This is a genomic window from Haloprofundus halobius (assembly GCF_020097835.1).
Lineage (GTDB): Archaea > Halobacteriota > Halobacteria > Halobacteriales > Haloferacaceae > Haloprofundus > Haloprofundus halobius.
In genome coordinates, this window is record NZ_CP083668.1 from 59,904 (window position 1) to 78,992 (window position 19,089).

General features: G+C 51.4%; 19 protein-coding genes. 9 read left to right on the plus strand and 10 right to left on the minus strand.

What is annotated here, in order from left to right; genetic code table 11:
• Positions 1-10 precede the first annotated feature (10 nt).
• Positions 11-274, minus strand: coding sequence for a hypothetical protein (locus tag LAQ74_RS19090; protein ID WP_224338302.1), 264 nt, complete (start codon positions 272-274; stop codon positions 11-13).
• A 127-nt stretch (positions 275-401) separates the two neighbouring features.
• Positions 402-842: a hypothetical protein gene (locus LAQ74_RS19100; RefSeq protein ID WP_224338274.1), complete on the minus strand. Its 441-nt coding sequence runs from the start codon at positions 840-842 to the stop codon at positions 402-404.
• An 863-nt stretch (positions 843-1,705) separates the two neighbouring features.
• On the opposite strand from LAQ74_RS19100, the gene LAQ74_RS19105 reads away from it, so the two are divergent.
• From LAQ74_RS19105 to LAQ74_RS19115, 3 genes are all read left to right on the plus strand, one after another.
• Complete coding sequence (locus LAQ74_RS19105; RefSeq protein ID WP_224338275.1) at positions 1,706-2,602, plus strand: DNA-binding protein; 897 nt, start codon at positions 1,706-1,708, stop codon at positions 2,600-2,602.
• Between the two features lie 545 nt (positions 2,603-3,147).
• The gene (locus LAQ74_RS19110) at positions 3,148-3,453 is read left to right on the plus strand and encodes a hypothetical protein (RefSeq protein ID WP_224338277.1); all 306 of its coding nucleotides are present in this window, start codon (positions 3,148-3,150) and stop codon (positions 3,451-3,453) included.
• A gap of 670 nt (positions 3,454-4,123) precedes the next feature.
• On the plus strand, positions 4,124-4,483 hold the full coding sequence (locus tag LAQ74_RS19115) for a hypothetical protein (RefSeq protein WP_224338279.1): 360 nt from the start codon (positions 4,124-4,126) through the stop codon (positions 4,481-4,483).
• Positions 4,484-4,999: 516 nt separating this feature from the next.
• Here the strand turns inward: LAQ74_RS19115 and LAQ74_RS19120 are convergent.
• On the minus strand, positions 5,000-6,076 hold the full coding sequence (locus LAQ74_RS19120) for a hypothetical protein (protein ID WP_224338281.1): 1,077 nt from the start codon (positions 6,074-6,076) through the stop codon (positions 5,000-5,002).
• A gap of 1,397 nt (positions 6,077-7,473) precedes the next feature.
• Entirely contained in the window at positions 7,474-7,896 is a 423-nt protein-coding gene (locus tag LAQ74_RS19125; RefSeq protein WP_224338282.1) for a hypothetical protein, read from the minus strand.
• 1,099 nt (positions 7,897-8,995) lie between these two features.
• On the opposite strand from LAQ74_RS19125, the gene LAQ74_RS20715 reads away from it, so the two are divergent.
• Entirely contained in the window at positions 8,996-9,202 is a 207-nt protein-coding gene (locus LAQ74_RS20715) for a DUF7534 family protein (protein WP_425498557.1), read from the plus strand.
• A gap of 1,092 nt (positions 9,203-10,294) precedes the next feature.
• Here the strand turns inward: LAQ74_RS20715 and LAQ74_RS19130 are convergent.
• Positions 10,295-10,465 carry a hypothetical protein gene (locus tag LAQ74_RS19130; RefSeq protein WP_224338284.1) on the minus strand — a complete coding sequence of 57 codons (171 nt, stop codon included), beginning with the start codon at positions 10,463-10,465 and terminating at the stop codon, positions 10,295-10,297.
• A gap of 209 nt (positions 10,466-10,674) precedes the next feature.
• On the opposite strand from LAQ74_RS19130, the gene LAQ74_RS19135 reads away from it, so the two are divergent.
• The gene (locus LAQ74_RS19135; RefSeq protein ID WP_224338285.1) at positions 10,675-11,631 is read left to right on the plus strand and encodes a transcription initiation factor IIB; all 957 of its coding nucleotides are present in this window, start codon (positions 10,675-10,677) and stop codon (positions 11,629-11,631) included.
• A gap of 32 nt (positions 11,632-11,663) precedes the next feature.
• Here LAQ74_RS19135 and LAQ74_RS20515 read toward each other — a convergent pair whose 3' ends face one another.
• Both LAQ74_RS20515 and LAQ74_RS19140 read right to left on the minus strand, forming a co-directional pair.
• Complete coding sequence (locus tag LAQ74_RS20515) at positions 11,664-12,158, minus strand: hypothetical protein (protein WP_317987407.1); 495 nt, start codon at positions 12,156-12,158, stop codon at positions 11,664-11,666.
• Positions 12,159-12,176: 18 nt separating this feature from the next.
• Positions 12,177-12,728, minus strand: coding sequence for a DUF7342 family protein (locus tag LAQ74_RS19140; protein WP_224338287.1), 552 nt, complete (start codon positions 12,726-12,728; stop codon positions 12,177-12,179).
• Positions 12,729-12,860: 132 nt separating this feature from the next.
• On the opposite strand from LAQ74_RS19140, the gene LAQ74_RS19145 reads away from it, so the two are divergent.
• The 4 genes from LAQ74_RS19145 (at position 12,861) to LAQ74_RS19160 (ending at position 15,515) form a co-directional block, all read left to right on the plus strand.
• Positions 12,861-13,655, plus strand: coding sequence for a biosurfactant protein 1 (locus LAQ74_RS19145; RefSeq protein WP_317987408.1), 795 nt, complete (start codon positions 12,861-12,863; stop codon positions 13,653-13,655).
• A 496-nt stretch (positions 13,656-14,151) separates the two neighbouring features.
• Entirely contained in the window at positions 14,152-14,466 is a 315-nt protein-coding gene (locus tag LAQ74_RS19150; protein WP_224338288.1) for a toxin-antitoxin system TumE family protein, read from the plus strand.
• 30 nt (positions 14,467-14,496) lie between these two features.
• Entirely contained in the window at positions 14,497-14,916 is a 420-nt protein-coding gene (locus LAQ74_RS19155) for an HVO_A0114 family putative DNA-binding protein (protein ID WP_224338290.1), read from the plus strand.
• Positions 14,917-15,110: 194 nt separating this feature from the next.
• Positions 15,111-15,515 (plus strand): SWIM zinc finger family protein, encoded by a 405-nt coding sequence (locus tag LAQ74_RS19160; protein WP_224338090.1) that lies wholly within the window; start codon positions 15,111-15,113, stop codon positions 15,513-15,515.
• Between the two features lie 621 nt (positions 15,516-16,136).
• On the opposite strand, the gene LAQ74_RS19165 is transcribed toward LAQ74_RS19160, so the two are convergent.
• From LAQ74_RS19165 to LAQ74_RS19175, 3 genes are all read right to left on the minus strand, one after another.
• Positions 16,137-16,943 carry a DUF7537 family lipoprotein gene (locus tag LAQ74_RS19165; protein ID WP_224338092.1) on the minus strand — a complete coding sequence of 269 codons (807 nt, stop codon included), beginning with the start codon at positions 16,941-16,943 and terminating at the stop codon, positions 16,137-16,139.
• 306 nt (positions 16,944-17,249) lie between these two features.
• Positions 17,250-17,525: a hypothetical protein gene (locus LAQ74_RS19170; RefSeq protein WP_224338094.1), complete on the minus strand. Its 276-nt coding sequence runs from the start codon at positions 17,523-17,525 to the stop codon at positions 17,250-17,252.
• A gap of 462 nt (positions 17,526-17,987) precedes the next feature.
• Positions 17,988-18,815 (minus strand): hypothetical protein, encoded by an 828-nt coding sequence (locus tag LAQ74_RS19175; protein ID WP_224338096.1) that lies wholly within the window; start codon positions 18,813-18,815, stop codon positions 17,988-17,990.
• Positions 18,816-19,089 lie beyond the last annotated feature (274 nt).

Sequence of the window (19,089 nt, forward strand, 5' to 3'; positions counted from 1 at the left end):
CGCTGAATGACTACATTATGTTGAACGTCTTCTCGTCCCCTTCCTCGTAGGGCTTCGTTTTGCCCTTCTTGAGGTTGTAGTGGTGGGAGATGAATTCCACTGCCAACCAACCTGCCCAGAAACCAGCTGTAACGACCAGAGCAATCACGTCCATAACTGCTCGGAACATTGTACGCCGTCGCCATGCGTCCTCGATGGACATTACGATATCATAGTCAGCGCCGTCATCAACCGAGGATGTAGAAGAAGTGTCTCTGCTAACGTCCTTGCTCACATCTCTACTGCCCTTACTGGTAGAACCAGAGCTAGAAGCAGTTGGGTCGGCCCCGATCTCGTGACCACAGTCGGGGCAATAACTCGTTCCCTCGTCTATTTCGTTCCCACAAGATGCACAGTACATGTTATGATAGCACCCCTTTCACTGACCAAGTGCTTCGTTTGTACATCCAGTAAATGTACGCAATCGGCAGGAACGCCACCAGTCCGAATATGATCGACATCAGTACGAACTGACCCAAAGTGTACTCCCCAATAGATAGGGTGTAGACGGACGCTATCTCCAAGAACAACCCTACTAAGGAAATAGGGATAGCGATGACGACGCCGATCTTTGCCCAGATACTGACTCCTTTCTCTTCAGACTCAGGTTCGGTTTCAATTGTGGGCTCGGGTTCGGTTTCGGGTTCGACAGTCCCGGTCTCCTCAACTGTGGTTTCTTCCTCATCTGGTTCTGGGGTCGCTTCAACTGCCTCTGTAGATCCGAAATTTAGCTCCTCTCCGCAATCAGGACAGTATGTAGTGGTAGAACCAACTTCGATTCCACACACTCTACAGTAGGGCATTATCTGTTAACGGGTTGGCTTAGAAGCATCTTAACTTAAGGGGCTGGAAAAATATAAGATGTCTTAAGTAACTGGTTCGTTATAATCTCGTATGGAACGACGACACTTTCTAGCGACCTGTGTTGGAGTATCACCACTCATCGCAGGATGCACGAGTGATGGAGGATCGCGGCGGTGTGTGGGAAGACATCGACCGTTCGATTCGCAGTCCTACTGAACAGGAGATTCATATCTTCATCTGTGAATAGAACCTGTTTGTCGTGCTGACTGCAACCTCTGTATGCAGCAGGCCTGTTCTCTCAAATTATAGGAATTTCAGCACAAGATCGAGGTTCGGTAAGCAGGCGCACTGACACCTCCTATTTTAGTGTTTTTCTCCGGCCCGCCCCGCTCGCCGCATTCCGCCCTCCGCGTCACTCGCGACCGACCATTCCGGGCGTGCGGGCGCTCCCCGCACCGCGAGCGCCCGTTCCGGGCTAAAGTAAATCTGGTCTCGACGCCAGCATTAAGCGCGTTTTCGGTTGCGCCCCTCGCGGGCTTTCGCGTTCCAGCGCTTTGGGCCGTTCCGCGCGGCGAGCCACACCACGGCTCGCCGTGCTCACGACCGTCGCCCTGGACACGGACCCGCAGTCCGGGCCGGACGCGAGAAACGGCTTAAAGCTGGACGCTTGCTCCGGGCGGGTCAGCGCGCGGCGCTGGTTAGGTGGCCTCCCATGGGCGCTCTCGCTCGCGCCCCAGGGGGCGCTCACGAAGGCGCGAGCGAGAGCGCAGAGACGGGTCTGTCGGGTGACGTTGTGAGAAGTCCGCGATGTTGAGCCATCGCGGTGTCGGGCGCGTGAGCGCCTTCGGATCAGTGAGATCCAATGTCAAGTAGCAACGCAACCAGTAATGTAGTTTCGGTCGATGAACAGGCGTTCGAGAAACAAAACGAAGCCGCGGTTGACGAGGACGGCTTCGAGGTCGTCGATGAGACACCGGAATTCAGAGCGACGGTGCAGATGGAAGTGCAAGCGAAGGTGGATGCAAACCACCCGGACGGAATCGTCGACACTAGCGATGAGCGCATCTACGGGGCGACCCTCGAACAGGAAGAGCGTATTCGGGGCCGTGAAGCGGAGTTGGAGCGCATCAGTGCAAGAGCGACGTTCGGAACGCAGGACGGGCGAGAGAAGCGGTCGCGAGTTGTGGCGGCGACACAGAATGTGGAGCGACGGACAGAGTTTCAGAAGCGAGCGGCGAGTGTGGACCCGTGGGCAGACCCGGAGCGAGACGATCCGCGTGAAGAACTGACGCAGGAGCAGTTGGCGGCGGTGAACACGCAGGCGATGCGATTGAGTGAGAAACTTGATGGTTGGTCGCGAGCGGCGATTGGTCGGCGGCTGGGTGAAGTTGTAGCCGGTGGAACAGACATGATGAGCGCAGTCGTCGGGGTATTCGAGGAGTTACAGACGGCGCCAGGGCAAGTAGTTCCCATTGGAAAGATTGAGGATGTCAATCGCAAGGAGGTCAGCATCGAAGGACGCGTTGAGACACTGTGGGAGCCCTCGCATCCGAGTATCAGTCAGGTAGGTCTCATTGCCGACGACAGTGGACAAACTCGAGTGACGGTTTGGAAGGCGTCGGATGCACCGCTGATGGATGAAGGCGAGCAGGTGCGCATCGATGGTGCTGCGCGAAACTGGTACGAAGGCCGTGTCTCACTGGCCGTGACCGGGTGGTCGAGTCTCACCTTCCCCGAGCGCGGTCGGTGGTGGGAATAGCCGGTCGGTGCGGCCTTCTTTTTTGCTAGGTGCCCGCTCGCCCGCTTCCCGCCACCCCACCCAACCTCCACGTTCCGGGCGGCTCACGAGCCGCCGGGCTTTCGCTATCGTTTGGTGATGAGTTCGCTCCGTGTGGACGGTCTTGGATTGATATCGGTTGGTGATAGGTTTCTGCGGGCGTGCTGAATACAGAGCGCGAGTCGGCTACTGGTCAGTAGTGGTCTGGCGAGGAATCAGATTGGTAGATACAGACAAAATATTTACCAATGCAATAGTTTCTCAAAATCATGGATAGACGACAATTCTGCCGCGGTGCAACTACTGTTCTGGCAGTTAGTATCTCCGCAGGCTGTTCCACGACCACCAATTCTTCCCCCACCACAACGGAGTCCCCGGCCAGCGAAGGAGCAGATAGAGTCACTCCGACAGCCTCTCCGACTCCCGACCACCTTCCGAACGTCCCAAAACCAACCAGTAACTGCCAGGTAAGTGAACTACCTGACGCAACCTATCCATCTCTGCCTTCCTCGGTTTCAGAGTCAAGTGTGGTGAACTATTCACTTGAATTTGAGAAGGCGTACTCTTCGGCAACCGTGGAGAACGAGCGGGAGGTCACCTTCAGCGGCTTCGATGGATGGGATACCAAGGTCATGCAGAGGACGAAAGCAGGGTTTGTCGTCCGAGTGTGGGTGAGCTTAGACTTCACGAAGGAAGGCGGTAGCACGCCAGTCGCCGGGAGCGAGGAGTTCTACGGGTGGTATTACGTTACGGATGACTTCGCCGTTCACGCACCCGGAGATTCGTCGGACTCGATTCCTTCGGCTGGGTGGGAAACGGTCGCTTGTAAATAGGCACGCTCTTCCTATCGGTCTGTTCAACTCATCCAGTATTAAAAAAGGACGCGGCTTGCTACATACACCCTCTGTATCTCGCACAGTATTTCTGACTGATTCTTGGTAGTTCGTAGAGATGTTATTGAATAGAGGGCGCATGTGCATCAACTGCTCGCCCGAACGTATTTGTCGATTCATTATCCTAATCGAACTATGGCTGCCCCTGAGAACTTGCGTTCCGAAAACCAGCAATTGCTCTTCATCAGTGGGAGTTCGGCCTTGATACCTGACTATTAGCACTGATATCGACTAAATTCACGTTTCAACAGACAATCACACTTATTGTACCGACGACCAACTTCAGAATGTAATTTCGATGTTTACCCGTCGCAAGGCCCTCCAGGCTATCGGTTGCAGTGTTTTACTTACTGCCTCAGGCTGTGGCTCAAACACCTCAACTCGAGAATCTCCACCCAAAGCCACAACAGCACAGCGAATCAGCCAGACATCAGAGCCATCCCACTCAACACGATCACCGACTGCAGAGAAACCAACCCAAGAGAGCCCAACCTCTCGTACACCGACACCAACACCAACATCAGAGCCAGAGCCAGAGCCGAACTGTCCTCCTTCAACTCTCGCAACGGAGAACGGTGTCTGGATTACACTCACGTTTGACAACACAGAAATGGACGCAGACGACCGGGAGGTGTCGATCAAGTGCAGTAAAATAATTCTTCGAGGCGGAACTGGACACAAACTTCGGACGTACAACATCGGAAGCCCTGATGAAGAGCCAAAGTTCGTTGACGGTGCTTACCTGCCAGAAGATGCTGATGGAGAGACGTATCGGTGGTTTGGAAAACAGACAACGATTCGGTTTCCGAAGTATACTAGTGACGATTTCGGCCTCTATGGTGGTATAGACGCAAAATTCGAACCAGCCTCCACACCACTGAAAATCGGTGTCTGTACGTACCGCTCATACTTCGAACCAATAACAAAGTCTGGTTGGCAAACGGAATTCTTCGACTTTCATGGATGGTAGATTTCAGTGGGGTGCTGAATAGAGTGCGCATGTCGGTTATCGGTTCGGTCCGCGATGTGGGAAACTGGAACTGCTCGGTATAGAGAAAGTACTTACTCCGAATCATCTGTGTTATCGTATGGATTCGACAACCACTTCGACACCGCGTCCTCATCCTGATCCTGACCCAGCTGCGCAGTTTATCGGTGGTTTAATACGGACTGTTCAGGACGCGCTTCCATTCGTCCTCTTAGGGTTGGTACTTCTCGTTCTCGTTTGGTACTTCCTCAGAACCTCGTAGTTCATACGCGCTATATCGCGGTTAGTCCAGCGACGGTGAGACGGAATAAGCGAGGTTTTTGTGAGAGATGCATCCTCTGTATCTTGCACTCCGTTACTGACAGCGATTGAGGAGTTCGTTCACCGACTGCTGAATACAGGGCGCAAATCGGTCACGAGAATTCTCTTCGAATCTATCATTACAATCACCAATATAACTCAATTGCTTAAGTTATAGCTTCATAATTAACACAAATTCTACTCCGGAGGATGAGGTGACATTGGCTGATCACGAATTTTATTTTGAACTATATCCCCCTTATTGAATACCTCTTTAAATTCCGTTATATGGCTTAAATCAAAGTCAACAGTGGCTAGGTGAATTGTCTCACTTTTGCCACTAATATCTTCGTATGTCAAGGTAACCCATATTCGAATCAATTCGTGTTCTTTATCAACATTTGTTAGTGCCGTTTGGAATTTATTTTTCTCGTAAATATCATCTTCACTTACATTTGGAAAATCTGGATTAAAAGTACTCACATAGTCATCAGCGAAAAATTTGGTGCTATCATTCTTGCTGGGCGCTATTCTTGTTTGACCGTCTATATCTGTTATTGGAATCTTAGGAAAGTACTCTGGTGATAGTTTTGGCATCGATTCATCTTCTTCAACCCACTCTAAAGGTTGCATGTGCATCATCACGCTCATATTTTCAACTGCACTATTACCTAAGTTGAAAATCTCAAAATATATTCTATTGTCATTTAGAACACCCCAGTTGTCTATTACTATCCAAGGAGCTTGCCCCGCCTCCGTCCAATTCGCTTGCGCTTCCATGATATTAACTTGCGCTTCCATGAGACGGGTTTGCTTAGTTTGAATGTCTGATTGATTAGAAAGAATTGAGCTCTGTCGAGAGTATAAATAAATAAGTGAAGCGGTTAAAACCACAGAAAAAACGCTTTCCGCACTGGACACCCATGGAGAGAGCCAAGAAATAACGAGTGAAATGAATTCTATTACGAGCGGAAAGGCTGAGTACCCAATGATAGCGATCCCAATACTGATCAACAATCTTTTCGCTATCTTCGAAGGATTTGATTGACGAGTGATGATTGGTCTCTTTTTATCATAGAAATAAATCAGGACGGCCGTTAAGGTGAATCGAAAAACGCTCACCCCAATAGAAATCCAAGGACGGACCCATGAAACAACGAATGAAATGAACCCGGTTACCAGGGGGTCGGCCAAGTATCCTACAATAGCGATTCCAATACCGATTGACAATCTTTTTGCTACATTTGATTTTTCAATACTATCGAACCTATTCACGGATATGCGATTTATATTCTGTATGAGGTTAATAAAGTATTGAAACATGACTATAAGTAGTCAAGAGGGTTGCTACACGTCTAAATTCAAGTAACTCTGAATGATATATGCAATACTCAACAATTCGATGTTTGTCGATTGACGTAGCAATAACATCATTACATCGCAGAATGAGTAAAAAGAGTAACATACGCCTGCTGCATGCAACCTCTATATCTTGCATTCCGTTACTGACAATGGCTGAAAAGTTCGTTCACCGGCTGCTGAATACAGAGCGCGAGTCAATCACGCAGATCCACTAACACGTTGGAAATAGGGGTTATGAGATTATTTCCTGCCTCCATTCCCTCGCCGAACAAGATAGTAGATGGCGTACATTGGGTAGAATGGCGAGAAGGGGAAGATAAGGTGACTGAGATACGCAACAAAGAACTGAAGTGATGGGTTCGGATTCCACTCATTGGCGCTGCGACACAGGTAGCATGCGTCCATATAGACTGCAATCGGAAACAACGGTGAAATCGCCACCAATGCTACAAACAGAAGGTTCCAGTCACCCGGCATGAAAAGAGGAACGAGTAGGTACGAGAGGGCGCAAACAACGACTCCAGGGATGAGTAGCCACCAGTAACGACTCGGCGCACTACTTTGAACATGTTTGTGTCGATAACCCAGATACCATACCGCACCCATTGGCGCTGTCACACTTAGCAGCACTGTTGGGGTGACTGGAGATATCAGAACCTGATTTGCGTACATAGTCATAACTGGGTGCAGTGCCGAAACTAAGGGTCCTCGAATCACTTCAAGAAGTGTCCCACCAGCGATTGTCAAAAGGAAAGATCCAACGGCTAATCGGACGGGATGTGGATTCCAATTCAGATCACGCGATTTGAGAGTAGATGCATCAGCGTACACCAATCCAGGGACAACAAATGCACTAATCCAGGTTGCACCACCTGCGAGGAACAACCCGATTACCGTTACTGCAAGGCCACTTTGAGTAGTGGGTAAACGAATGAATTGTGTTATCGCAGCACCAATTCCGCCAGCAGTAGTTGCTAGGATGAGTATCCACTTCAAGAGCCGTGCAGACTTCTCGTTTGCCTTCTCTTTAGATGGATGTGTTCTGTTTACCACTGAGTTCGACATATCGGATACTAACGAATAGTAGACATTGTTATAGACTGACTACTCAACCGAATCTGGATAAAACCGCAAAATACCCCCATCCAGAATCGAAGACCGTTTGCGGACTATACCCTCTGTATCTCGCACTCCGTTATTGCCAGCCGTTGAGGAGTTCGCTCATCGACTGCTGAATACAGTGCGCGAGTCGGTTACGCGGTTTACCCAACTACGATGCCACGTACCGAGAATATCTACCTCTCACCAGATTACCTGCGTCCAATCTGGCGGCGAAGCAACTCCCCGCCCACGTACCCGATACAGCCGAATAGCCACCCCCACGAGACGATTAGGAAATCGAGGTCAAAGAGAAAACCCAATCGCTCAGAGACCGTGAACCCTTGGTATAAGAAGAACACTTCGACAAGTCCAGTGGAGAAAAACACGAAACAGGAACTGGCAAGACCCAGAATGAATCCGCGACGGAGGTACGCGATTGCACCGGACAATATTATTGCAATTAGTGTCGCGACGAGCGGGGGGCTCGGGCCTCCCCACGAGACGAACGAAGCAGAGCCGAAGATGCCTGTTAGATAACCGATTGCGACGACGAATGAGACGGCGAGAGACCCGACTATTGATGTCCTCAAGTCCACTTCGTTACTTCCAAAAAGAACTTCGGCCCAGTACATCCTAAGCCACGACTTCGCAACCTGTATTTGTAGGTTTTCTGTCTAAGACTCGGCGTACTACGAATACCCACCGAGTGGGTGTTTCGTCGTTGATTGCCTGCTGAACTCACCCTCTGAGTGTTGCACACCACTTCTGACAGCATTCGGTGAGGTTTCTGCGGTCGTGATGAATAGAGGGCGCGTATCGGTCACTGAGATTGTTTCGGGTCACTTCTTCTCTCGTTGTTTCAGTGATTCTAACCGAAAGCGTAACAATCGTCACGAGAACGTATGAAACTCCATACAGAGTTATCCGCAACTTCCGCCACCAGTGATAGACCCAGAGTTCTCTGAAAGTTCTACTTGTACTTCTCGAAGCGTCGATTGAGATTCTGAGGATGACTTTGATGGCGGACATTGGGTTGTTGAGACTGCGACGACCGGCGTTCCTGATTTGGTACTACTCACGACAGTCATTACTGTCACATTTGTGCGTTCAACCGGCACTGGAAGTGTAACAGTAGAGTCTGCAACTAAGTATGCCGACCACCGAGCAACAGGTGTGCTATTCGTCGGCTGTATCTCAGTGACGTTATGTGCCCCACCATAAATATACTCGAATGTCGAGTCAATCGGTCTCGTGAGTACCGTTCCATTGCTGAGTGTGAAGTTCACCTCTGAAACCGGCCCATTGATGACCTGAACACTCACCAGATAATCTGTTGACCGATTATTTACGATAGATATTTCTTGAGAATTGGTCGTGGATTGAGTGGGCGTCTTCTGTGGGACATCAAGTACTTGAGTAGTTGTTTCTCCTGGCGTTGAGACGTCGTTCTCGCTGGGTACAGTATTGCACCCAGCTGTGATGACGAGCAATACTATCAAGATGAGTGAGTGATGTGTGGAGGTTCGCGAGTTCATTTCTAAAATGAAAATGTAGATATTGATAAATGTACCCTCTGTAACTCGCAGCCCGTTACTGACAGCAGTTGAGATGTTCGCTCATCGACTGCTGAATACACAGCGCGTATCGGTCAGCGGTTCCGCGCTCGACGTGACCGAACTGAATCGTTCAGTACAGAGAAGGTATTTAGCGTATCCCCTGAACCTTCGAGATATGCCTAATGCGTCCCTTGTCCGTTTTGTCGGTACGGTCTTAGTCGCGCTCATCATTGCGTTTAATCTCGCGGCTATTTTCGGGCCTCCCGATCCGTTCTCACAACTTCGTATAGCAGGAATCGCGCTGATAATCGTGGCACCGCTTGCTTACGCTCTCATCTACAGACGAGGATACAAATCTATCTTGAAACAAGTGAATCGATAACAAGCACACCTACTTAGCGGTTAGTTCAGCACCGGTGAGACGAAATAAACGAGGTCTCCGTGAGAGATGCACTCTCTGTATGCAGCGCGGTGTTTCTGACAGAACCTCGGTAGCTCGCAGAGGTTCTGCTGAATACAGGGCGCGTATCGGTTATCGGCTCGGCAATCAATATGGGCAAATCGAATCGCTACGTACAGGGTTTATCAGAAACGGTTTATGAAGAAGTCTCGAATAGAGGGTATGGAGTTGAGCCCCCTCCAAGAAGTGAAAAAGCTCGTTCTTGCGTTTAAACGATGGGTTTTAGTAATTATTCTTCTCATTCTTGCAACTCTTTTTCTACCTCTCCCAGAATCTCCATTTCTCCTTGGGGGGGCACTCGCCATCATCTTATGGCTACTCAAAAGATACCTCTCATAGAGTGGTATCTTCGCACACCTACTGAGCGGTTAGTTCAGCGTCGGAGAGATGGAATAAACGAGGCCACTGTGAGAGATACATCCTCTGTATCTCGCACGGTGTTTCTGACTGAACCTTGGTAGTTCGCAGAGATGCTGCTGAATACAAGGCGCTTTTCTTGCACGCGACATGTGGGTCAGCTTGTCGCTTTTCGGCTGTGTTTTCGACTTATCTTGTGCCGGAGGAGGGCGAACAACAGAATGAGTATGCTTACTACCTCAGCCCCGATAGCCGGGAGAACTCGCCAGAGGGGAGTGGGTAGTCCAAACCCGGCTCTCGGATACATGACTGCGTGAAAGTAGCCGAAGCGAAGGAGCGTCATGAACAAGAGCGCGGTTACGCCGACTAACGCGAACGCTGTCACGAGCGTCTGAAGCGATTTATTGAGAGTGTTGTTACGAGTCCACACCAGCCAAATTGACGAGCCTGTAATTGCAATTCCGGCGAGTATGAAGTCTGGTGTTGCAGATGGAGGAACCATATCGTAAAGAGTGACTGGCGTTCGTTATTGACCTTTGGAAAGCTGAGAGAAAGTTACCACCTCCGTGCTGAACTCACCCTCTGTATCTTGCAGTCCGTTACTGACAGTGGTTGAGGAGGTCGCTTATCGAGTGCTGAATACAGCGCGCAAATGCGTCATTCAGATTGATACTGCCGATACTCTTTGAAAAGCACGAGAGCGCCTAAGAGACTACCAAAGAGAAGAACAAACGAGACTCCTGAAAATGGCTCCTGCTTAGCAGCTAAGCCAAAAGGTATCCCCGTTAGGAGGGCCGCAACGATCAACCTCGTCTTCTCGGAGACCATATTCTGGACATGTCTCTGGCTCTGAAGAATATGCTTCTTTCGTCGCCTCATCCGAGCAAAATGCGTTACTGAGTTCACCCTCTATATTCAGCACGCACTTCTTGTCAGAACCTAAGAATTTAGACGAGACCGCACGGCTGTTTTTCTGCCCCTGAAGGGTGAGGGGCGCGTGGAGACGTGCGATTCGTCTGGTGTCCCTCGTGAGTACCATGGCAACGAGAAACATCTACGAAACGGTCTTCGATGAAGACGTCCAGCATGAATCCAGTTCGAACAACTGTCCCGAATGCAACGGACACGTGGCGACTAACGCAGTGGAAACAGTTTGTGAAGACTGTGGTCTCGTCATCGCAGACCAGCAGATTGACCACGGTCCTGAATGGCGCTCGTTCGAAGACGACGACAGCAACCACAAACGGACAGGGTCCACACTCACGGCAGCCCGTCACGACCGAGGCTTATCGACCGAGATTGGTCGCAGGACCGATGGGAAGGGAAACACGCTCTCTGGGTCGAAACGATGTCAGCTTGCCCGACTGCGACGTGAACAGACGCGGGGACGATTCCAGTCGAAAGCCGAGCGGAACCTCGCACACGGCTTGGGTGAGGTTCGACGAGTCGCAAGCGCTTTCGGGCTTGCTGGTTCGGTTCGCGACCAAGCGTGTCAGCTCTTCCGGAGTGCCCAACGTGAGGACCTCTTGCTTGGTCGATCAATCGAAGCGATCGCCGCCGCCAGCGTCTATGGGGTCTGTCGGTGTCACGGACGGCCAATCGCGCGCGATGACCTCGTCGACGTTGCTCGAGTCGACCACTCGGGCGTAACAAACGCGTACAAAACGTTGAACAGAGAACTGGGACTCCCGACAAAGCCCGTCGCCCCACAATCACTGATTCCGAAGCTCGCTTCGGAACTCGATGTCGACAAGCGGGTTCGTCGTCGAGCGCGGGCGCTTGCCGAGCGTGCGCACGAGACGTCCATTGCGAACGGCTGTCTGCCGTCCGGAGTTGCTGCAGCCTGTCTCTATCTCGCCAGTCGTGAACACGGAGAGTCGCTGACACAGACACAAGTTGCTGAAGCCGCTGGAACGACGCCGACAACACTTCGAGCGCGACGTGCAGAACTTACCGAGCTGGTCGACGGGGAGGTCCAAGTCGCATCAACGTAGGGGTTCTTCAGATGCGTCGTTGGAACAGTCGCTCACTCTGCATCCGGCCATTCCGAGAGTGATGGTTGTCCATCCTGCCACCGAATCGCCTCCAAAGCGGTTGGCAACTGCTGAAGTCGTTGATCGAGTGCTGCAAGCGGATGTGCATCGAGAAATGCCGCAGTATGCCTGTCAACAGCGGTGTCCTCGTGGTTAAGTTGAATGTGACAAGGCCCCAATTCAGGATGGTCAGCGTCTTGGTGGAACCCGAGCATGAGGTTCCGCGTTGGTTCGATCCAATTGATTCGGTAGTACTCGTGGTCAACACCGATTGGATACCAGAATCGAATCTCTAGTCGTGCAGTTTCGATGTCGTAGGAATGATTCAGGAACGTTGCTGTGTCGATATCAGCGATGACAAAGCGTGGACGACGACGAGATGGACGGTAGCGCACATTCTCACAGCCAGCGTGTTTCGATAGCCGACTGTGTACTTCTCGAAGCAGGGTACGTTGCGTATAGCGGTCGCGATTCGCAAGGAAGATCATCGTGGTAGAAAAGAGAGGTTAGCTCGTAGCGCGGTCTGCTGCGTCGGTCATCTGTTTGCGAGTGGTTTCAACATCCGAATACAGTTCGAGAGCGTGCTTGATGAGTTGACGGTCTTCTTCGTTCGCACGCCAGAACGCGATGATCTCGCGTCGCTCACGAATTTCAGCGCTAGAGACCTCGCCATCTGCAAGCGACTGTTCGAGCTCTTCCCACGTCTCTACGTTGTAGGTGTCTTGCCATCCCTCGATTTCTTCAGCAATGGCCGCCAACTCACTCTGGAGTTCCTCGCGGGCGTTCTCCTCGATGAGGGTGCGGATTTCCTCGAAGAGCAACCGGGTATAGTCTGGCTGATACAGCGTAGTGTCACCAGCTTCAATGCGGCGTAACCGACCTTGCTCAACGAGCTCATTCAGCTCGTTGGAGGTGGTACTCCATGCCGCATCTGCTTGGTCGCTAATCCAATTGGTCGAACGTGGCTCACGGAGTGTTTCGGCGACGGATCGAATCCGCTCACGTGCACTCATTGTCTCTGTCCACGATGTAACACCTTCCCGTGGAGACTCAGTCATCTTAGTCACCTCTTGTACTAGCGTTCGTGTCTGGTTCTCATATATCTTTGTGTCTTCTCGAATAATCAAGAGCGAGAAGTCGGAGTCGTCTCGAAGTTGAAGTACCATGTCGGATGAAATCGAGACAAGCCGATGACTGACCACTACGCCGACTACGAAGCACTCCGTCCGGTGGGTGAAGCTACCCAAACACCTGACCGCGAACTCAATGCTCGATTCGACGCTCAAGATCGAGAAGAGTCTCTCGTAGGTTACCCAGAGGGTCACCAGCGAGAGACCAACTGTGCCTCTTGTGGGACATCAATTCTTCCCGGCCAGCCGAAGTGCCGGTTCTGTCTCACTCACCATCTCGATTCATCGGACGAGCAGCGTCGCTCGGACACCGAGCTGTCGCTCCTGCACGTCGTACACCTGTTTGTCGAGTCGTCGACGTACTACGGCGCCGTCGCGAAGGGAGCCGCCGCAGCGAGACTACTTGCGACAAATGGGTTCAATCCCGCCGTCGACGAATGCCAGCTCATCTACGACTTCGACGAGGAGCCTGCCGCACAGGTGACCGATGCGTGGCCGACGCTTCCTGCTGCAATACGAGTCGCTTCAGAGCGTGGCGAGGAGGTACTTGAGGTTGCCCGTGAACGGACGATCTGGCGAAGCACAACTTGCTCACCGAATAAACACTCGACGTACCTCTACGACGAAAGCGGGAGCGCCATTCAGGATGAAGCGCATCTTTCGACACTCCTTGAGAGCGCAGGCGACGACGGCTGGCTCGTACCAGCGATTGCCCTCCAGCACTCTCCCATGGAGGGGAGTTCTGAGTCTCGAAAGTACCAGGCACCAATGAAGACATCACTACAGTGTTGGGAGTGTGGCCGAGAGACTGTACATCGGTTTTCGGCGTTTGAGGAGAGTCCCAACGACGCGTAGGCTGGACAGCCAATCTGGGAGTGTACTCTGTGTGGAACACCGTGCTTTGGGCCTGAACCCAGCAAAAGAGAGTAAGCTCACGCAGAGAGATTTATCCACCCCTGAAGGGTGCGGGGCACTCAAGGACGGCCGTCCCGCGGTTAGCAATGACACCGAAAGATACCACCAGTCAGACGTTCCTCAAGGGAAATAGACGTATCAACCTCAGCAACACCGGATATCAGATGAGATACATCGCACGGCAAGGTGTGAACTAATGAAACGGTTGCTCATGCGCCTGTTCTCTCCTGACGAGACCGTTGTCCACGAGTGTCGTCGCTGTGGAACAACACTCAACAGCACAGATGACTCGTGTTCGGTCTGCGATTCAACCGACGTCGCGACCTACCGATTCTGAGCGCGGAGTGCTTTGGCTGTGGGCAATAGTCTATTCGGAGGGTGTTGGGAGCCAGCCCAACACACTTTTGGTGTTGGGGGCCATCCCAACAGATAACGGATGGGCCAGGAACTCACACGTCGCTATACGCACGTCGAAGCCGGACTCGTCGAAAACGTCGTCATCCGGCGAACAACCGATACAGACACCTACCCATCCGGATGGAAATACACGCTTCACCTCGGAACGCTCGAAGATCTCACGCTCGTCCGGTACGACAACGCCCACGAAGACACAAAGGGCCACGAACTCCACACTGCGGCCGGCGACACCGACGTTGAGTTCCCGGGTATGGAAGAACTCCTCGTCGAATTCTGGGCCAGCGCTGACGAATATTGGGATGCCATCGGGGGCAGCCCACCACGGTCGTACTAAACTACAATCACAGTCCCAACCAAGACCACCATGACGACACTTCACATCACCGTCGGCGACCGAGCACAGCTCCGTGAGGACTCCCTGCAGTTCATCCAAAACGCAGAAGCTGATGAGGGAACGGTAGAGGATGACCGAGCAATCCTTCAGTTTGGATCCTACGACGATCTCGTCGATAGCCTCACCCCGCTGCGTCTCGAACTTATTCAAGCAATCGCGACAGAACAGCCCTCAAGTATGCGTGAGGCAGCCCGACTGGTCGACCGCGACGTCTCCGATGTCCACGCAGACTTGAAACATCTGGAGGTACTGGGCATCCTTGAACTCAAAGAAGGCGGTCCCGGTGGCGCGATTCAACCAGCCGTTCCCTTCGACAAGATTGAGATGCACATCGACTATCCGCTCCTCGACGACGTTGACGCAGACAGTGCCCCTGCTAGCGCTGACTAGTTCAATTGGTAGCAAGGCGGATTCCCGCGCACGGTGGTGCGGGGTTGTTGACGAACCTGAAAAGGAGTAGTGTGGCTACATTCAAAAAATCAGTGAGACTCATCGGAATCAGAACGACTCAACGCTGAACGCTCCACAGAGGTTTTTCTGCCCCCTGAAGGGTGCGGGGCACTCAAGAGGTGCCTCGTAGACCTATGACGAATGCATTTGCACACCTCGACACAACCCGGAGAGTCGTCAAACGAGCCCAGTATGAGGCATTTGAGTTCGAATGCTGCGACGGCGGTATTCGCGTCAGAAACTGCAGTCACGCCGAGCCAGCGGATCATGAGTATCACGTTACTGTCGACGACGGAATCCCAGTCGCCTGTGAGTGTCCAGCCGACGCAAAGTACTCCTCAGCATGTAAACACCGGGTGGCGGTTGCGATTCGACCCCTACTCCTTGATGCCGCTGCAACGCAGGCGGTCGCCGATGGCGGAACCGTCGTGAGCGACGACGAGACTGCGGAATCAGATGGGTGTGACTGCGCAGATCTCGGCGACGGGTTTCCCTGCTGGGAGTGTTATCGAACCGGGAAGCGAACGCTGCCGGAGTGACATCGACCCACGGCTCAAGAAGCGAGCAGCTAGCGGTCCATTTCTCCAAATAATGACAGAAATTGTGTGCTGCATACAGAGGATGCATCTCTCAGAGAAATCTCGCTTATTCCGTCTCATCGACGCTGGACTAATTGCGATATAGCGCGTACGAACTATGAGGTTCTGAGGAAGTACCAAACGAGAACGAGAAGAACCAACCCTAAGAGGACGAATGGAAGTGCGTCCTGAATAATCCGTATTAAACTACCGACAAACTGTGCAGCTGGGTCGGGATCAGGATGGGGACGCGGTGTCGAAGTGGTTGTCGAATCCATACGATGACATAGATGATTCGGAGTAAGTACTTTCTCTCTACCGAGCAGTTCGAGTCCCCCAGATGATAATTAACCAGTAGCCGATACGCGCCCTGTATGCAGCAACACCTCTGCAAACTACCAAGCTTCGGTCAGAAACTCTGTGCGAGATACAAAGGTTGTCTTCAGTAATAAACTACATGACTGAGAGGTCACGTTCCACGTCACCATCTATCCAAACATCATGAACCGAAAAAAGTCCTCAAATAACTCGGGCCCTTGGCGGTGTGTCGTATCTTGCTGGCTGTAGTAACGTTGATGCGTTTCAGTCATCTGCTGTCTGTTCGCTTTGATTTTTGGACCTCTCCACCCACTCAGGCCGACTAACTTTCGTTATTCCGAGATCCGTGATTCGCATCCGTTCTGTTACGTGAAGCATCATTCCACCTCGCTCGGTCTCGTATTGTAACTCGTACGACCGAACAATCCCGGTATAGTCGATGTGAGCAGTGAAACTGACGTTTTGCAGTTTTTCACCATTGACGGACAGTTGCTGTGTCGAGGCCTCCAGTCGGTGAACTGAGTCGTCGATCGTTTCCGGTGCTACTGTGGCATTCAGAAGTCTGAAGAGAGTATAAAGGCGTTTTGAGTGCGTACCGTTCTGTACAAGCACTACGCGGTCACTTTGGCGATAGGTATAATGAACCTCTCCATCGTCCGATTTGCTGTATGTGGCAAGTTCAGAGGTCTTCGGGTCATACCAAATGAAGCTTCGTTTTGGCGAGTTTGTCACGTTCTTAGGGCCTTTCGACCGTTCTTCAGCGAGTTTTGGCCCACGGTTAACCATCACACGGGTGACGAGGGTCGTGTTCGCGACGACGGTTCCGTTCTCGGCTCTAAAGACCTGCGTCTGCGTCGATGTACGCGCCTGAGACGACACCGTTTTGCGATGCGTCTGGATGAGTGCCTTCGCGTTGATGACGCCATCGCTCGTTAGACCAGGGGCGAGCCAACGTGGATCGCTTGTATGATCCTCACGCGGTTGCCTCTGTGAGAAGTCGTTAAGCAGGCCCCCACACCCCGAGAGGAGGACTAGTGCGACCACTGCAAGCAAAGCAGCCTTGGAGGGCATAGATGAAACGTTCGGGGGAGGAAATATTAATTTACTGTGACTTCTGATTCTCAGAGTCTACAGTTCGCTCACTTAGGCTCAATTGGTGGTGAAATTATTTGGGTTGGTCCCCTCATCACTCTCCCCGCTACTATCACCTATGGACTTGCCCGTCGCTTGTAGTAACCGATACGCGCTCTGTATTCAGCAGTCGGTAAACGAAACCTCTCGACTGCTGTCAGTAACGGAGTGCAAGATACAGAGTATCTATCCATCGACCGATTCTCGTTCGAAACGGACCGACAAGAAGGCGTGTAAAGGTTTTAGTTATTCTCCGTTCCTCCGTTCTCGCTCCTTTTCTAATCTCTCAATTTTCGGTCTAAGTCGAAACATCACCACGAGAAAGACCGGCAATCCGACTAGCATAGTACCCATATAGGAAACCGCAACAATTTGAGCTAACCTTCCAGGGTCATCGTGTTCGGCTTTTCTTGCAGCGGCATATACACCAGCCGCAGACAGTAACGCTGCGGGAAGCGAGAATGCAAACAGCATCCCTAATAAACTATATTGGATGCTCTGAGCAAGCGCAAGAAGCGTCATTGCTCATTTCCTACCCCTCCTACGTTTATAAGTTCGGGAGTTTTGCTGAACTATTTCATTCGTTCATACTAACCGCCGACCGAGTGACCGATACGCGCATTGTATGCAGCACGGCTCCTGAAACCTATCACCGATTGAGGATTTCAACAGAACTCAATGAAGACTGTCGTCTCCGACCTTTTGACCGCAGGTGAATGCGTTGAGTTGGTTGCTTCAGCGCTGATCCCGCCAGATTGAGCAGCAAAATGGATTCGGTCAGCCTTTCGTGAGTAGCAACGCTGCAAAATTGTAGCAGAAGTCACCTAGTTTATGATACTCACTCAACAGAGCTACAGATATTCTGTACTTCGTATGTTAATTCGCCCTATGGATCCTCGATGAAAAGGGAATGTGTTCTGAAAGTAGGCCATCCTCCGAAACTGTGATACCCTTGAGCGGTGGGAATATTTCTTCGAAACTCACTCAATCGATCTCGATATGGACTGTGTCTTCCGTGCTGGTATCTACCTGATATTCTCTACCTTTAGAGCCAACGATGAGGACTACTGTGTCGGGTTTTGGGGACTTCACATAGTATGTTGTATTTTCGGTCTCGAAGGTCCCGACTGAGCTGTCATCCGCTATTTTTCCTAAGTACCGTTCGAGTGCTTCCGAGAACTCTTCCGCTTGCTCTGCGTCGTCCCAGCGGCTGACCCAAATATACTCTTGACTTCCATCCTCGCCGTCCAGTTCATATAACTTGTCATTTCCCCATCCTTCTGCTCCTGTAGCTGCTTCTTCTTCACTGAGCCTTGACTTCAGAAGATTTCTCGTCGTTAGCTCTCCTAGAGTATCTGACTTGGAGTATTGCTGGCTTCGATTTGATACTAATTTCACATTCAAATCGACTGGTGGATGTTCATTGGCACGGTAACGGTGAATGATTTGCTCCGTCGTATTTGGAGGTTCCTCGAAGATTTTCCACGATTTCTGAGTTGATTTCGAGTGTGTCTCGAAGTACTCTGAGCCAAAATAATATACTCCAGCTTGATGATAGCCACGGTGATTTTGATACTGCCTGTATGCGTCTCTATCGGATTTTCCGAGATATTCCAACTCGTACTCGCGCTCTATGTATTCCGCTTGACCCTCGATGAGAGCTCGTCGCACTGCTGCTCCATCAGTCGTCTTGGGACCACTCAGCGAGTTGTACGAGATGCCCTGCTTTGATTGGATTGAGTGGACGAATTCATGAGCCAGTACTGACTCTATCTCGCTTGCTAAAGCGCTATCTGTCGTTTGTATGGTCACTCCAGACGAAGTTTGAGAAACACGTCCTGTTACGGGGGGATATTTACCATTATATTCACAAGGAGCGCCCATTCGCTTAAAGAATTGCGTCTGATAACAGGAACTCATGACACCTTGATTGCGAGACACTTGAGAAACCGTTGTTGAAGATGGGTCTGTACCGAGCAACTCATTAGTTCGAAGATACACAACATCTTCATTCAGTGGGAGAGAACCTGCCCGGAGAACGACTGGATTATCGGGCACACTCGTCGTTGGAGGCGATGTCTGATGA

Excerpts from the sequence above, each read along its gene's own strand:
- LAQ74_RS19155 (WP_224338290.1), top strand. The coding sequence starts at position 14,497 with ATGACGACACTTCACATCACCGTCGGCGACCGAGCACAGCTCCGTGAG.
- LAQ74_RS19130 (WP_224338284.1), bottom strand. The coding sequence starts at position 10,465 with ATGGTCTCCGAGAAGACGAGGTTGATCGTTGCGGCCCTCCTAACGGGG.
- LAQ74_RS20715 (WP_425498557.1), top strand. The coding sequence starts at position 8,996 with ATGCCTAATGCGTCCCTTGTCCGTTTTGTCGGTACGGTCTTAGTCGCG.
- LAQ74_RS20515 (WP_317987407.1), bottom strand. The coding sequence starts at position 12,158 with ATGATCTTCCTTGCGAATCGCGACCGCTATACGCAACGTACCCTGCTT.
- LAQ74_RS19105 (WP_224338275.1), top strand. The coding sequence starts at position 1,706 with ATGTCAAGTAGCAACGCAACCAGTAATGTAGTTTCGGTCGATGAACAG.
- LAQ74_RS19165 (WP_224338092.1), bottom strand. The coding sequence starts at position 16,943 with ATGCCCTCCAAGGCTGCTTTGCTTGCAGTGGTCGCACTAGTCCTCCTC.
- LAQ74_RS19115 (WP_224338279.1), top strand. The coding sequence starts at position 4,124 with ATGGACGCAGACGACCGGGAGGTGTCGATCAAGTGCAGTAAAATAATT.
- LAQ74_RS19170 (WP_224338094.1), bottom strand. The coding sequence starts at position 17,525 with ATGACGCTTCTTGCGCTTGCTCAGAGCATCCAATATAGTTTATTAGGG.
- LAQ74_RS19125 (WP_224338282.1), bottom strand. The coding sequence starts at position 7,896 with ATGTACTGGGCCGAAGTTCTTTTTGGAAGTAACGAAGTGGACTTGAGG.
- LAQ74_RS19145 (WP_317987408.1), top strand. The coding sequence starts at position 12,861 with ATGACTGACCACTACGCCGACTACGAAGCACTCCGTCCGGTGGGTGAA.
- LAQ74_RS19135 (WP_224338285.1), top strand. The coding sequence starts at position 10,675 with ATGGCAACGAGAAACATCTACGAAACGGTCTTCGATGAAGACGTCCAG.
- LAQ74_RS19160 (WP_224338090.1), top strand. The coding sequence starts at position 15,111 with ATGACGAATGCATTTGCACACCTCGACACAACCCGGAGAGTCGTCAAA.
- LAQ74_RS19150 (WP_224338288.1), top strand. The coding sequence starts at position 14,152 with ATGGGCCAGGAACTCACACGTCGCTATACGCACGTCGAAGCCGGACTC.
- LAQ74_RS19100 (WP_224338274.1), bottom strand. The coding sequence starts at position 842 with ATGCCCTACTGTAGAGTGTGTGGAATCGAAGTTGGTTCTACCACTACA.
- LAQ74_RS19140 (WP_224338287.1), bottom strand. The coding sequence starts at position 12,728 with ATGACTGAGTCTCCACGGGAAGGTGTTACATCGTGGACAGAGACAATG.